This window comes from Pectobacterium actinidiae, from assembly GCF_000803315.1.
GTDB lineage: Bacteria > Pseudomonadota > Gammaproteobacteria > Enterobacterales > Enterobacteriaceae > Pectobacterium > Pectobacterium actinidiae.
Map to the genome: position 1 here is coordinate 3,439,102 of NZ_JRMH01000001.1, position 14,061 is coordinate 3,453,162.

Annotated in this window: 16 protein-coding genes and 4 pseudogenes; 5 read left to right on the forward strand and 15 right to left on the reverse strand. The window is 46.5% G+C overall.

Features of this window, described 5'->3' with window-relative positions; genetic code table 11:
• Positions 1 to 29 precede the first annotated feature (29 nt).
• Positions 30 to 1,628 (forward strand): sensor domain-containing diguanylate cyclase, encoded by a 1,599-nt coding sequence (locus KKH3_RS14825; protein WP_039360984.1) that lies wholly within the window; start codon positions 30 to 32, stop codon positions 1,626 to 1,628.
• A gap of 486 nt (positions 1,629 to 2,114) precedes the next feature.
• Positions 2,115 to 2,750 carry a glutaredoxin 2 gene (gene grxB, locus KKH3_RS14830; RefSeq protein WP_039360987.1) on the forward strand — a complete coding sequence of 212 codons (636 nt, stop codon included), beginning with the start codon at positions 2,115 to 2,117 and terminating at the stop codon, positions 2,748 to 2,750.
• A gap of 227 nt (positions 2,751 to 2,977) precedes the next feature.
• On the opposite strand, the gene KKH3_RS14835 is transcribed toward grxB, so the two are convergent.
• The 9 genes from KKH3_RS14835 to KKH3_RS22410 form a co-directional block, all read right to left on the reverse strand.
• Positions 2,978 to 3,400 carry a bacteriocin immunity protein gene (locus KKH3_RS14835; RefSeq protein ID WP_039360989.1) on the reverse strand — a complete coding sequence of 141 codons (423 nt, stop codon included), beginning with the start codon at positions 3,398 to 3,400 and terminating at the stop codon, positions 2,978 to 2,980.
• A gap of 134 nt (positions 3,401 to 3,534) precedes the next feature.
• Positions 3,535 to 4,875 (reverse strand): glycosyltransferase, encoded by a 1,341-nt coding sequence (locus KKH3_RS14840; protein ID WP_052201349.1) that lies wholly within the window; start codon positions 4,873 to 4,875, stop codon positions 3,535 to 3,537.
• A gap of 11 nt (positions 4,876 to 4,886) precedes the next feature.
• Positions 4,887 to 5,738: a TauD/TfdA dioxygenase family protein gene (locus tag KKH3_RS14845; RefSeq protein ID WP_039360991.1), complete on the reverse strand. Its 852-nt coding sequence runs from the start codon at positions 5,736 to 5,738 to the stop codon at positions 4,887 to 4,889.
• Between the two features lie 68 nt (positions 5,739 to 5,806).
• Complete coding sequence (pvcA, locus tag KKH3_RS14850) at positions 5,807 to 6,763, reverse strand: L-tyrosine isonitrile synthase (protein WP_039360994.1); 957 nt, start codon at positions 6,761 to 6,763, stop codon at positions 5,807 to 5,809.
• A gap of 420 nt (positions 6,764 to 7,183) precedes the next feature.
• Positions 7,184 to 7,513: a hypothetical protein gene (locus KKH3_RS14855; protein WP_039360997.1), complete on the reverse strand. Its 330-nt coding sequence runs from the start codon at positions 7,511 to 7,513 to the stop codon at positions 7,184 to 7,186.
• A 114-nt stretch (positions 7,514 to 7,627) separates the two neighbouring features.
• The gene (locus KKH3_RS14860; RefSeq protein ID WP_039361000.1) at positions 7,628 to 7,918 is read right to left on the reverse strand and encodes a barstar family protein; all 291 of its coding nucleotides are present in this window, start codon (positions 7,916 to 7,918) and stop codon (positions 7,628 to 7,630) included.
• Between the two features lie 311 nt (positions 7,919 to 8,229).
• Positions 8,230 to 8,553 (reverse strand): hypothetical protein, encoded by a 324-nt coding sequence (locus tag KKH3_RS14865; RefSeq protein ID WP_039361003.1) that lies wholly within the window; start codon positions 8,551 to 8,553, stop codon positions 8,230 to 8,232.
• A 9-nt stretch (positions 8,554 to 8,562) separates the two neighbouring features.
• Entirely contained in the window at positions 8,563 to 9,150 is a 588-nt protein-coding gene (locus KKH3_RS22405; RefSeq protein ID WP_072034538.1) for an EndoU domain-containing protein, read from the reverse strand.
• Positions 9,071 to 9,511, reverse strand: coding sequence for a hypothetical protein (locus tag KKH3_RS22410; RefSeq protein ID WP_425311646.1), 441 nt, complete (start codon positions 9,509 to 9,511; stop codon positions 9,071 to 9,073). The genes KKH3_RS22405 and KKH3_RS22410 overlap by 80 nt, the downstream gene beginning before the upstream one ends.
• On the opposite strand from KKH3_RS22410, the gene KKH3_RS21865 reads away from it, so the two are divergent.
• Positions 9,503 to 9,646, forward strand: coding sequence for a SymE family type I addiction module toxin (locus KKH3_RS21865; RefSeq protein WP_072034539.1), 144 nt, complete (start codon positions 9,503 to 9,505; stop codon positions 9,644 to 9,646). The two genes, KKH3_RS22410 and KKH3_RS21865, sit on opposite strands and share 9 nt — an antisense overlap.
• Before the next feature lie 87 nt (positions 9,647 to 9,733).
• On the opposite strand, the gene KKH3_RS14875 is transcribed toward KKH3_RS21865, so the two are convergent.
• Positions 9,734 to 10,069 carry a hypothetical protein gene (locus tag KKH3_RS14875; protein ID WP_039361006.1) on the reverse strand — a complete coding sequence of 112 codons (336 nt, stop codon included), beginning with the start codon at positions 10,067 to 10,069 and terminating at the stop codon, positions 9,734 to 9,736.
• A gap of 455 nt (positions 10,070 to 10,524) precedes the next feature.
• Positions 10,525 to 10,929: pseudogene (locus tag KKH3_RS14880) on the reverse strand (RHS repeat-associated core domain-containing protein); the annotation flags it as partial.
• Positions 10,930 to 10,941: 12 nt separating this feature from the next.
• Between KKH3_RS14880 and KKH3_RS21870 the strand changes: the two are divergent.
• Positions 10,942 to 11,187, forward strand: a complete 246-nt coding sequence (locus tag KKH3_RS21870; protein ID WP_234991568.1) for a SymE family type I addiction module toxin — start codon at positions 10,942 to 10,944, stop codon at positions 11,185 to 11,187.
• A 59-nt stretch (positions 11,188 to 11,246) separates the two neighbouring features.
• On the opposite strand, the gene KKH3_RS14885 is transcribed toward KKH3_RS21870, so the two are convergent.
• Together KKH3_RS14885 and KKH3_RS14890 are read right to left on the reverse strand one after the other, a co-directional pair.
• Positions 11,247 to 11,648: a DUF7674 family protein gene (locus KKH3_RS14885; protein WP_039361008.1), complete on the reverse strand. Its 402-nt coding sequence runs from the start codon at positions 11,646 to 11,648 to the stop codon at positions 11,247 to 11,249.
• Positions 11,645 to 12,865, reverse strand: a pseudogene (locus KKH3_RS14890) (RHS repeat domain-containing protein); the annotation flags it as partial. The pseudogene KKH3_RS14890 and the gene KKH3_RS14885, both read right to left, overlap by 4 nt.
• Positions 12,866 to 12,891: 26 nt before the next feature.
• Between KKH3_RS14890 and KKH3_RS21365 the strand changes: the two are divergent.
• Positions 12,892 to 13,152 (forward strand): annotated as a pseudogene (locus KKH3_RS21365) (SymE family type I addiction module toxin); the annotation flags it as partial.
• A gap of 34 nt (positions 13,153 to 13,186) precedes the next feature.
• Here the strand turns inward: KKH3_RS21365 and KKH3_RS14900 are convergent.
• Positions 13,187 to 13,498: a hypothetical protein gene (locus tag KKH3_RS14900; RefSeq protein ID WP_039361011.1), complete on the reverse strand. Its 312-nt coding sequence runs from the start codon at positions 13,496 to 13,498 to the stop codon at positions 13,187 to 13,189.
• Positions 13,499 to 13,827: 329 nt separating this feature from the next.
• Positions 13,828 to 14,049 (reverse strand): annotated as a pseudogene (locus KKH3_RS22610) (RHS repeat-associated core domain-containing protein); the annotation flags it as partial.
• Positions 14,050 to 14,061 lie beyond the last annotated feature (12 nt).

Here is a 14,061-nt window from a genome sequence, read left to right on the forward strand (position 1 = left end):
TTACCTAGCGGAAAGTAGGTGCGGCCACCATGAAAATAAAAAAACGATTCTCAATCAATTTACGTTCACTCATTTTATCCCTCGCCATTATCAGCATGATCATCACGCTGACCAATGCCTATGTGGCTGTTTATAACGTACAGAAGAAGCTCATTACCGATCAGATACTGAGTTCGAACCTTAACTATTCGTCCAAATTAGCGGCGACCACAGAAAGTTTTTTATCTTCGGCACAGCAGGAGCTGGCTTACAGCGCGACATCAGTAGCCGATAGTTTTAGTGACGATGCGGCGCTATTGGAGAAAAGTGAACAGACATACCGCATGAGCCAAAGTTTTAATTCTATTTTCATTGCGGATACCCAGAATCAAATACATGCGGTTTATCCAACCTCGTTGAATCTGAAAGGAAGCAAACTAACCTCAGAGGCCAGTAAGCAGGCACTGATGGAACAGAAACCGTTAATCAGCCAGCCCTATACTTCTCTGACAGGGAATTTAATCGTACTGGTGTCCTCCCCGATAAAAGACAAACAGGGAAATTATCTCGGTTACATCGGTGGGACGATTTATTTAAAGAGTGAAAGCGTCTTAAACGAATTCATGAATACCCATTTCTATAACGATTACTCCAGCGTTTACGTGATCGATAAAAATGGGATTGTTCTCTACCATCAGAATAAGCTGTGGGTCGGCAAGCCCGTTAATGACGAAAGAATCAAAGAGGTGTTTCGGAACAAAAAAAGTGGCACCGCCGCCATGCCCGATATGCAGGGTATGCCGTCTCTGGCTGGTTTTGATACGGTCAATTCATCCGGTTGGATCATCATTACCTTACACCCTTATCAAACCGTTATCGATTTGCTCGACAGCGTGATGCGATCCGTCATATATGAAGGTGCGCCGGTGATGATATTAACGCTCATTGCGCTCACCCTACTCGCTTTCTCTATTGCCAACCCTCTGCGCTTATTGGCCGTTTCTGCCAGTAAAATGGAGGAACCTGACGTCATTGAAAAAATTAAGAAAGTCCCCTCCTGGTATTTTGAGGTTGACCAGCTAAAACGCGTCATTCTTTTCGGTACTCTGCTGCTGCACAAACGAATCGGCAAACTGAGTTTGCAAGCCCATACCGATCCGCTCACCGGGTTACTCAACCGCCGTGGTATCTATGAAAACATCGAACTCATTCTGTCGAAGAGTCATCAGGTTGCCGCCATCGTGATTGATATTGACCATTTTAAACGTGTGAATGATACCTACGGGCACAATATTGGCGACGATGTCATCAGGCTACTGGCTCAAAATATTAAGCAGGGCTCACGCGAATCCGATCTGATTTGTCGCACCGGAGGGGAGGAATTCCTTGCGCTCCTGCCTGATACGGACATAAAGCAAGCCGCCGACATTGCCGAACGCCTGCGTAAAAAAGTCGAAAAAATGCCGCTGCCTATTCCTGAAAACATCACTATTTCATTAGGCGTCACCTGTTTTATTCCGGGAGCGGAACAGATCGATAGTATTTTGAAAATCGCGGATGATGCACTCTATCAGGCCAAGCATGAAGGAAGAAACCGGGTCGTCACCAAAATCGTTCCCGGCAGTTCAGTCAATAGCAACACAGAGTAAGCACACTCAGCGCCAATCCAGTTCGCTGAAAATCAGGCAAAAAAAACCCGCACGAGGCGGGTAAGGTCATTCTAATGACAGGGATGGTTAACTACACAACACTCACAGGGATGTGAGGTACTGACAAGGGATGCAAGGACTATAGCAAGCCAAATGTATAGTATTGTCATCGGCAAGTAAGGTTAATCTGCCGGTTGTAAAACAACATTGGCGATACGTCCCAGCCACCCTATCTGGCTATTTCAGCCGACGTTCCCGACCATAAGATCCATGATTTCTCTTCCGCCAAAAGAGTCCACTGCATCATACCGTCATCCGGCGAGGATAAGGCGGATCCACACCGCCCCCTTCCTTTCCCTGCCATCGCCATCTTCAGGCACATTCACTTTACCGCCGACCGTATCAGGTATTACTCTGATGGGATGACTTGTCATGACCGGGCTGGCAAACTTTTGCCGACTTTTTCAAAATCTTACGAGGCGATGCATGAAACTTTTCATTTACGAACACTGCCCATTCTGTGTCAGAGCCAGAATGATTTTTGGTCTGAAAAATCTGCCTGTTGAGCAATCCGTCATTATGGAGGGCGACATCGACACACCAACGCGCATGGTGGGCCGCAAAGTCGTGCCTATCTTGCAGAAAGAAGATGGCAGTTTTATGCCGGAAAGCATGGATATCGTTCACTATGTCGACAGTAAACAAACGCCATTAATCGCCGACACACCGGTTGATGCCGAGATTGAAGCCTGGTGTAAATCCGTTTCCAGCGCGGTGTTTAACCTTGCGATCCCTCGCTTCACAAAAGCCGATTTCAAAGAGCTTTCCACACCAGAGGCGCGTCATGCCTATATTCTGCGTGAAGAAAAAGCCTTCGGTGACTTGGATGCACTGCTGGCGAAAACGCCGGAACTGATTGCGGAAGTGGAGCAGAAACTCGACGCGCTGGAGCCACGTCTGGCAAACGTCAGCGCGATTTCCACCACCGATTTTATTCTGTTCCCGATCTTACTGTCGCTAACCATCGTGAAAGGCGTGCAGTTTGGCCCTAACGTCCGCGCGTACCTTGAGCGTGTCTCAACAGCCAGCAAGGTTGCACTGCTGACCGATAAAGCGCTGTAAAATACAAATATATACCCTAAATAATTCGAGTTTCAGGACAAAAACGGCAAGGCGTTTTTGAACGCTGCTTGCAGCGGGGCGAGGTACACGCCAGAGTGCCCAGTATCGCAGTCGACGCACATGCAACTTGAAATATAACGGGTATAGAAACAACAAAGGAGCGGCTTATGGCGGCTCCTTATTTTTAGCAACGTTCGGATAACGTCGTTCATTTACCGAAATCAGGATTATTGATCCTTTGGATAAAGTTCACATCCTTCTATGTCGTGTTCAAGCTCGATCACGGAATACGCCTGAGCATTTTTCGTTTTCTTTATCAGGAAAGGGCTCGTCGAATAGTAACTGCCAATTTGCGCATCATCTACGAAACAGGCAACGATCTCTTTTTCATTTTCCGAGATAATACTTAGCGAATACGTCCAACTGCCATCCGCGTCTGTTGCTTCTGCCCTGTCTTTTTCCTGGCTAAACACATAATCACCAGTATCTTTCAGCAGCGTCCCCTTAGGAAAATGTCTCGGCCCAAAAGAACTGCGGAACGTGGTCACATCCAAATGCTTCAGCACCGTCAGCGCATCCGTTTTTGTTGCCGAAAAACCGGTCTGAGGAATCATCGATATTGAAAAAATTACGGCCAAAAATAGCTTCATTTACTGCAACCCTGCGATAGAACATCCGTGCGCGTATTCTATTTTAAAAACATGATTAACAATAGCGTCATGGGGCACTGTTTCGCCCCATGACACGTGGTCACTTTCAGCACGTTACTGCGCTGAAATAATGGCTAAACGCGAAGCAGAGAGGCATCCTTACCTGATGTTATGCCTTCCTCCTTTAGCGGACATTCACTTGGAAAACACAGTGCATTCACTTCGGCCTTAATCAGAGCAAACGCATCATGGCTTGCATAATCTGCCTGAATCCATTTTGCACGCTGTAAATAGCCAGGATCCTCCAATATCTCAATGACAGACCGCTTAATCTGCCGTTCACTTGGCGTACTGGTTTGCAGGTTAATCCCACATTTGGCAAATACCACACGCGCAGCACCTTCCTGCTTATCTTCCCCAACGCCGGCCACAATTAAGGGAACGCCATCTTTCAGCGCAGCATTAATCGAACCATATCCGCCATTGCTGATAACGATCGACGCTCTTGGCAGCCAATCGTCATAAGAGAGGAAGCTCACCACTCTGGCATTTTCAGGCAAGGAGGCTTGCAGCGAATCAACCGAGCGCCCTCCGGTGGTCGCCAGCACCCTGACGGGTAGGTCGGCCAGTGCACGCAGCGTTGGTCCAATGAGTTGCTGGAGATCGACATTCGCCAATGTGCCTTGTGAAACGATAATAAGTGGCCGCTTGTCATCCTTTGCCCACCATTGTGGAACACATTCCGCTGCTGCGTGGTGGGATAATGGCCCAATAAATCGCACACTTTGTGGCAAATCATCACGCTGATACTCAAGCTCAGTAGTGGATAACTGCAAGAAACGATCGCAGCGGCCAATCAGCGTATCCATAAAAGGCTGTTCGAGAGGCTTTGCTCCCGACTCCACCATCGCATGATTAAACGCATGCTGAACCTCGCTCATCAATCCCCGCGTTTCTTCATCGACCAGTTGTTCATGGCTCAGGTCAGGCGGCAGCAATTTGGGAGGAATGCGAGGCCCATAGAAAACAGAATCTCGCGTCGAATAGGACAGCGGCGTAACGCCTATTGCGATAACTGGCGGCCGTGCTTTGGAAAACAGCAGCGGCAAGACACCATAAAAACAGTTTTCAACGATGAGCAAATCGGCGTGGGTCTTTGCCAATGCGTCACGTAGTTGGCGATCCAGCAGTGGAATCGGTGCCGCAAAGAAATCCTTCAGAGCCAGAGCCATCTGCGCGTTACCCGGCGGTAACATCGCACGTTGGGGGAAATGCTGCTCAAGGTGCCGGTAGTCGAAATCAATGTCATCGCTAAAAGGGATAAACCCGACGCCAGCGGCCTCTGCCTGCTCACGGAACAACGCGCCGCTAAACAGCGTGACATCGTTCCCTTGCTCAACCAGATAGCGAGCGATAGTCAGTAACGGGTAAACGTGCCCCGGCGTCGCCATCGCCGCCATAAGAATATGTGCCATGATGCTTTTCCTTACGCCGCGTTATCAATGCAGGTATTCACACAAATCGGGGTACCCTGGATATGCACACGCTGGAGGTGGCGTGCAGAATGCGCCGTAAAGGCTTCACGGCCATGCAGCAGCGAGAAATTGTCGGCTATCACAACATCGCCCTGTAGCCATTGATGCGCATAGTAATAACGAGGATCGTAAAAATGCTGCCGTAATGTCTGACTAAATGCATTTTGCGTTTCCGGCGTGACATTGTGGTATTCCAACGCATGCTGATTAAGGAAACGCTCCCCTTCGGTTGGCGGCTCGTTATAACGCATAATCTCACCCGTGCCATTGGGATGCGGGATGACCAATGGAGACGTGACTTCACCACCGTAATGCACAACGGCTTTAATGCGGTAAGTGATTGAAACACGTCGCCACTCATCGACTAATTGCGCATCAGCCTCTGCCAACAAACGCGTGGTATCGACAAACGTGGTGCGCCCACCTTGATCCTGCCCTGGTGCAGAAACGCAGTGGAACAGTTGAAATTCGGGGATGGTTGGTTTGTACATACCATCCCAGTGCAGCGGCACATAGCTGTTATCAAAGATGTGATCCTTGGTATCGGCATGCTCCTTGACGTCCAGCACCGCCCCGAAAGGCCACATCATGATTTCCCCCCAGTGACCGGCATACTCAGTCAACGTTTCAGGATCGGAAAACGCAGAAGAAAATCCACGCAGTACCAGAAGATGATGCTCTCGGGCAAGCTCACGTAATGTATCTATCGACAGTGTGGTGATACTTTGCCCCACTTCAACCGGCGTCAATAACACACCAAAAGGGGAAAGCGATTCGATGCGACAGTTCATGCTATTTTCCATCGTGTATATTCCTTTATAAGATGACAATATCGATGTCTCAGTGAACGATAAGACGAAGACCGGTACGCTTATGCCATATCAGTCTGTTTAACTAAGTAATGGCTAGGCGTACCGCGGATCTCCACAACCTCACCGTCCAGCTGCTGTGCATCCGTATTCTTCATGAGCACAAACTGCCCATTAACATTGGCGGCGACACCATGCCAGGGCGTCAACCAATCGTCCTTAGTGGGCATCATATGAATACCCAGCTTCAGGCTGTCCGAAGGCTGAGGGTGAATAGACAACCGGATGGCATCTGGGAATTGTTCAGCAAGCAGGTTGCCCCACGCCCAGCTGCGTTGAATAACTCCACACGCGCGTTTTTTGGCATCCTTCTGTAACGCCGCATTAGAACCGGTATAGTCAGGCCGCAGGCTATCCTCATAGAGAAAGCGAGTTATTGAACGATAAAGCTGCAAACCTTCTTCACTCTGCATAAGTTGCGCCTTGATCTCTTCTTCTGACTCGGCGTAATCCTCAACCAGTCGCCGACGAAGATGATCATAGTCAGCGGTAAGTGGCGCCATATTCTCGACATCCTTAAGATTAAAGACGCTAAGATGAACGGCTCCCAACTCATGCAGTAAATTTTCAATTTCATCCTGATAGGCATTAATCGTTTCGTCGCTAGTCCCAATCAGATCCCCAAATACATGTCCATCCGAGCAAATACGGATGCGCGCACCTGCCGGATAATAAAGCTGAATACGCTGACACAGTGAATTCAGAAAGATCAGGGACAAACGTTCCGCCATATCCGGTACTCTCCCCAGCACTTTGTAAGGGTTAGGAGATTTAACGGGAAACGCAGGCAGAATGAGTTCAATTTGGTGCCCCTTTTCAACAAACGCGCGAATTCTGGGTAATTGAACCTGAGTCACCTGAGACTCTTCTTCACTAATTGATTTAGTCGACTGGGCAAATCTACGCCGATATTTAATTAACTCACTTAATATTAGCGATGAAACTAATTCATTATTCATTATATACAAAAACCTCATTAATCTATATTAATTCAAAAAGGAAACTAACTGCATAGCCATGGCGTAGAAACAATAGAATAAAATCCTTTTTCGAATACAAAAAAAATACTGAATAACATATTCAGTATTTTTATTTACACTGCTAATAATTCGCGGAATTCATAAAAAACATAATGAAATAACTAAGCATTAAAATCAGGGATAAGCCATGATGAAAAATAGCGATAGTGCGGATAGGATAAGTAGATAACGGATTTTGACGCAAAGTGGAACGTACAGAACGGGTAAACGAGTCTGTCACTGGCGATTGAATAATTACCGGTGGGAGGACAACTTGGGTAAAGCGAAGGGAGTGTTGGCGTAATGGTATTGTGAGTGAAGTGATTAGCGTGTGGAGAATTACTTATAGATTATTGTTAATTACTTCTCTTCAATTTGGTAATGGCTTGGTTCTGACCATGAAATGATTTTATACTTCCCTGTGTATAGCCCTTTTTCTTTATAAAACGCCATAACCTCTGACGGATACCAACCGTAGCCAAACAAAAAGATCGCATCTAATTTAACCAACTCTCTGATGAGTTCGATTTTATCACCTTCATTTTCTACCATTTTGGTCATAAAACCACAAGCATGCACAAAACCAAGATATGTCACTTTATTTATTAAATCCTCTCCTTGCACACGAATTTTCAGAGTATCACCTGTAATATAGCTCACGAAAATAGTGTTTTCTGGTATTGTATTCATTATATGTATTCTCCCAGTTAATATTTATGAAAGATCACGTCCATGTAAATCACATAGTAACAAAACTGATTAACACCTCATCTTTTTTTATAAAAAAACCGCATATCCCCATCATCAAGAAACATTAAATTTAAAAGCACTTTCTTTAAAACCATAAAATTTATCTATATTTTTTAAAGTTGATAACAACCTTGAAAACTCTTCTGGATAACTATTTTTAAAAACAGAACTATTCCTCCACTCCACGATCAATGGTTGATATTCGTCATCTATCGGAGTCATGAAGTCATATAGAGCATCCGCATTTTTCCCAAAATAGTGACCAAAGCCTAACTCTCTTGAAAAATGCTCATAAATATCAATTGGTGTTCTTTGCTTTTCGCCATCAATCATTATAATTTTCATATTATTCACCTTTCACGCCACTGAAAATAATAAAATCACTACTGGCTATTTTACACGACTAATTCAGACGATACAGCACGTCACCCACGCGTTGTTCGCTCCTTATACAGCAACAGTATCATCGGGCTCAATTCAGGAATAATAAACAGCCTGTTAAAAATAGATTTGAACAGCATTACCGGGATGCCCGTCACGGTGGAACGCAGCAGGATTATTATTGAGACGCAGATTAATTTATAAAAAATAACCTGACAGATAATAAAATAAAAAGCCGGAAGGATCGTGAGATCGCCTCCGGCTTTTATTTTTAATCATTCATCACTTTTACTTAACAACAGATCCTTCCAACCTTCTAAATACTTTCTAAACTCATCAACAGAGGATATATTGACTTCCTCCTCAGAGTATTCATTATATATATTAACACCACTCGTTTTAATGGTGACTGTATGAGCATTACCAGTCCCTTCCCATACAGTAACTTTCCCAGAAAGAACATCATCACAAGCAGAGATATATTCATTCACACCATACAAACTGCTTTGGATATCCCCTTGTAAAAAATCAGAAATAACATGAAGATCATAGTTAATTTCAAGAGCAGGGTATCCGTCAGCAGCAAAATAATATTTCATAAAATTCACCTAATATATTGGATAAGCTGTATTAATATTCCCTGCCTTATCCAGCCAGCCTTCAATCTTCACTCCACTAGAAGAAACACCTGACCATTTACCGTTTGGAGAAACAGTACCATTATTGTAAGCACCTCTTATTTCCGACATAACTTTCTGTCTACTCCAACTATCAGGGAAAAATGAAGATTCTGGTCCTTTATTTACCCAAGAACCTGATGCTTTATCAAATACCTCAACTTTAGCTCGATATACACCTTGTGAATTTGGACCATTAGTAATCTCAGATATTCTAGCTTTTCCTTCATGTCCAATACTGGCTCGGTGATGAAAACCTACGGCTTTACCTTTCTTGTTTATTTCTCCATGAAATACATGTTCCGCATTGATTTTAGGATCACGCTTATCCAACCCCAACGGGTCAATCCACTCCAGCGGATTATGAACGTGGGCTTGAGGCCTTATTCCTCCCGCTAAATCTATCGGGTCCGGCGACAGGTACTGTCCGCTCTCCGCATCATAGTAACGATGTCGGTTGTAGTAAAGTCCCGTTTCCGCATCGTACAGTTGCCCCTGATAGCGCAGCTCGCAGTACACTTCCTCGTTCGCCGCATCCCCCAGATAGCGCCGCAGTGGGATAGGACGCCGCTCTTCGCAGTGGGCGCCCCACAGTCCCTACTCGCCGCGCCAGCGGACTTCTCCCTCCTCGCTGCACAGCTCTCTCGCCGTCCCCGTCAGGTCCGTCACGATGTAGTGCAGTTGCGTGCTGTCGCCCTGCGCCTCTACCTGCCCCGTTCAGCCGGAATGCCTGCTCGCCCCAGTGACTGTCGCTGATGCCCGTCAGACGATCCAGCACATCGTACTGGTAGCGGCGCTCCAGCACGTCATTCACCCGGCCATCCGCCCCTTCCAGCGCCTGACGCTGTAACAGTCCCGTCGGGCTCGACTCGTGGCTCAATGCAAACCCAATCCGTCCTCCGCCATCAACCTTAAAGGCCGCTGGCTCGAAGAGTCGGGATTCATCACCGGGATGCCCGTTACCGTTACGGTGGAGCGCAGCAGGATTATTATCGAGACGCAGATTAATTTATAGCGGCTAATCTGACCGCTAATAAAATAAAAAAGCCGGAAGGATTTTTATGATCTCTTCCGGCTTAATTTGAATGGAATAAGCTAACAGTTAGATATATTTATCAAGAGCACTCTTTATCCTAACCAAAAAGTTTTTCTTATCCAGAACTTCACAATTAAAAACAAAATCAACCTGATTAAAAACATCATCAAGATTACTGTTATTAATTGCGAGTTCTAAAGATTGCATTACCTTACCTTTAGCGTCAAAAGAATATTCCTTAAACCATGGGATAACAATTAGCTCTATTATATCCTCTTGTTCAACATCGTTATTAATGTTTCTATTTTTTATTAATTCATACTCTTCATCGGTAACAACATTATCATCAAGTGATGACAACAACCCGACTAAAGCTGCATATTTCAAATTAGCATCACTCATTATTTACCCCATTGAGGAAAAGCAGTTATTGGTTGTCCATTAGGATTCAATATCACTTTTGATGTAGTCGAAGTCCCATATGCCAAGCTACCTTTTTTATATCCTTCACCAATAATCTTTCCATGTTCAACTACTGCTGTTGTCACCGAACCGCCTGATTGCCGATAGATAGTCTGTGCTCTCTGAATGGCATTTAATTGTTCTCTGTGGCTATTAAAGCGAGTCGCTGCTGGCGGTATACTCCGCTGCTGAATTCCCGTTGTCGGATTCGTGCCATCGGTTGCTCGTCCAAGCTGTGATTCTAAGGATGTTTGGGCACCATGTCTTTCTAGGAAATGCCCCTTAGGAGTTGCATTTTCTATTTCCTGTAATCGACGATGAGCATTGGCCTCAGCAAGCTCATCGATCCTCGCCTGCCGTTCTGCTCTCGACATTTTTTTCGGATCAGGCGGACACCCAGCCAACCCAAGCGGATCAACCCACTCCAGCGGATTATGTACATAACCCTGCGGCCGGATTCCACCGTGTAAACCTATCGGATCCGGCGACAGGTACTGTCCGCTCTCCGCATCATAGTAACGATGTCGGTTGTAGTAAAGTCCCGTTTCCGCGTCGTACAGTTGCCCCTGATAGCGCAGCTCGCAGTACACTTCCTCGTTTGCCGCATCCCCCAGATAGCGCCGCAGCGGAATAGGACGCCGCTCTTCGCGGTGGGCGCCCCACAGCCCCTGCTCGCCGCGCCAGCGAACTTCCCCTTCCTCGCTGCACAGCTCTCTCGCCGTCCCCGTCAGGTCAGTCACGATGTAGTGCAGTTGCGTGCTGTCGCCCTGCGCCTCCACCTGTGCTAACGGCCGGAATGCCTGCTCGCCCCAGTGACTGTCGCTGATGCCCGTCAGACGGTCCAACACGTCATTCACCCTGCCGTCCGCTCCTTCCAGCGCCTGACGCGGCAACAGTCCCGTCGGGCTCCACTCGCGGCGCAATGCAAACCCAATCCGTCCTCCGCCATTAACCTTAAAGGCCGCTGGCTCGAAGAGTCCGGCTTTATCACCGGCATGCCCGTCACCGTCACGGTGGAAAGAGGGAGGATCATTATTGAGACGCAGATTAATTTGTAGCCGCTAGCCACTAATAAAATAAAAAACCGGAAGGATCGGGTGATCGCTTCCGGCTTTTTCTAAACAACTCTTTTAGTTATCTCTAAATAATGATTATAAGTCTCTTTGCTAAGGAATTTCCTAGCCAAATTATAGCTAAAATCATTCCCCATCATCGCTTCAAATACACATGTATTTAATACATCACGGACATCACAATCAGAATTTAAATAAACCTCATCAATAAACAAAAAAATATTTTCTATCTCATTATCAAGAAGTTCTCTATTTTCATAAATCACTTCAACGTTGCCATAGAAATAATTTCTAGGATCGCATTTATTTAGAAATAGGAAATTAATTAAATCAATGAAAAATGATCCAAAAGATCCATATAATAAATACACATCATCATCGTCATTAGTTTGAGAGAAAAGAGGAAATTTTTCTCTCAACATACTAATTAACTCATTCTTTTTCATAGATGTCCCAGTGCTCCCCTTAAATCATCTATCATATAATTTGCCAAGCTTCTATCTGAACCACTCAGCACTTCATTTTTATACTTTCCTGAATCACTCGCAAGATTCTTAAGCGCACCTAAATAACTTTCACCTTTATTTATATGGTCAGACCCACCAATTAACTGCCCAGTATTTTTTGTATGTAGAATAGAAGCTGCCGTACCTCCATCAGGAACATTTGCACCAGGACGATATAATTCAGAAAACATGCTCTTTAATTTAGGGTTATCGATAGAATCTATTATCTTCTGACGTTGCTCTGACGATATAGCATAATTTCCATCCCTAGCTTTTTTCAATATATCTCTAGACTTAGCACCTTCCTTCGGCGTCAGCCCCAGTGGATCTATCCACTCCAGCGGATTCGTTACATAACCCTGCGGCCTTATCCCTCCCGCTAAACCTATCGGGTCCGGCGACAGATACTGTCCGCTCTCCGCATCATAGTAACGATGTCGGTTGTAGTAAAGCCCCGTTTCTGCGTCGTACAATTGTCCCTGATAGCGCAGCTCGCAGTACACTTCCTCGTTTGCCGCATCCCCCAGATAGCGCCGCAGCGGAATAGGACGCCGCTCTTCGCGGTGGGCGCCCCACAGTCCCTGCTCGCCGCGCCAGCGGACTTCTCCCTCCTCGCTGCACAGCTCTCTCGCCGTTCCCGTCAGGTCAGTCACGATGTAGTGCAGTTGCGTGCTGTCGCCCAGCGCCTCTACCTGCGCTAACGGCCGGAAGCTCCCCGGCTCGTACACCCACTGTACTTCCCGTGCCGTGCTGCCATCGGCATAGTATTGCTGCTGACCAATCAGCTGGTCACCGTCCCACCGGTACGCCACCCGCGCTACCGCATGCGCCGACGGAACTTGTCCCTCACGCACCTTACTGACTCTGCGGCCAAACGCATCGTAACGATACCGCCAGCGCGCCCCGTCCGGCAAACTCACCCGTACCAGACGGTCCTGCACGTCCCAGTCGAAATACGTCTCCTTCGGCCTGAACCCCGGCCGCGTTTCACGCTTCATCGCCAGACGACCGCAGTCGTCATACCGGTACTGCGTATGGCCCCGCTCCACCACGCGACCCGCCGTTACCTAGCCTGCCCCGTTCAGCCGGAACGCCTGTTCACCCCAGTGACTGTCGCTGATGCCCGTCAGACGGTCCAACACATCGTACTGGTAGCGGGTAACGAACTGGCACAGGCGGGTTTTACCGTAACAGGCTGGTGCTGACAAGACTCGATAAGGATATCGATATCGCCGCGCTGATGGCTGAACTCGACGGCAACGAAGCGGAAGGCGCGGACTGGGTGAGTGACAACGGCGAACTGATACTGGCGGGCGACTGGCTCACCCTGAGCGGGTTACTCGGCCAGCCGTTAATGATTGACGTGCTGCCCGGTAAAATAACCATTCGGACAGAGGTGGGGGAATATGCTGGCGTAATACAAAAACCGCTAAAAATAAAATAGCCGGAAGGATCTTGAGATCGCTTCCGGCTTCTTATTAATTAAATTTCGGATTGAATATTTTTTGTCCTTTACATGTAGCTAATTCATTAATATTCACCCGCGTATTATCATTAATAAAAAAAACTGCATCATTGAGAGAATCAAACTCTATAATCTCTTCTCTTAGATACTCTTCGCAATTCATTTTTGATTCTAATATCTCATCCACATAAACTTTATACTTCTTTTCCCATTTTTGTATACCCACCGATGACCAACATAATTCATCATTGATATAAAAACAAAATCTCTTACCAAGCTGAGTCCCATTTTCTATAGATTTCAATAGGTTTTCATTTATCATCATGCACCACCTACTATATTTATAACAACTTTAATACCATCCCTACGTTTTATATTTATATGAGGGTATCGGCCATGCTCATCATTCGGACCATGCCCTCTAACTCTCCCTGTCGCAGGATCAATGCCATAGTCTTTATGATATGCACCACCTTGCTTGAAACGATCCATTTTCCGTTTTTTTCTCGCTCCTTGAGCATCCTGAGAACCAACACCGTTAACTTTTTGATAATCAGGAAATGCTTCACGTAGCAGTTCATCTGCTTCAGCTTTAGTCCTAACCTCAACAGTCGTGTTTTTACCACCAGTTCTTAATGCATCTACTTTTTTCGGGCAAGCAGCTTTGGCCAACCCCAGCGGATCCCCCCACTCTAGGGGATTGTGGACGTAGGCTTGCGGTCTATTTCCGCCGTGTAAACCTATCGGGTCCGGCGACAGATACTGTCCACTCTCCGCATCATAGTAACGATGTCGGTTGTAGTAAAGTCCCGTTTCCGCATCGTACAGTTGCCCCTGATAGCGCAGCTCGCAGTACACTTCCTCGTTGTAAGTATCCCGATAAACCAA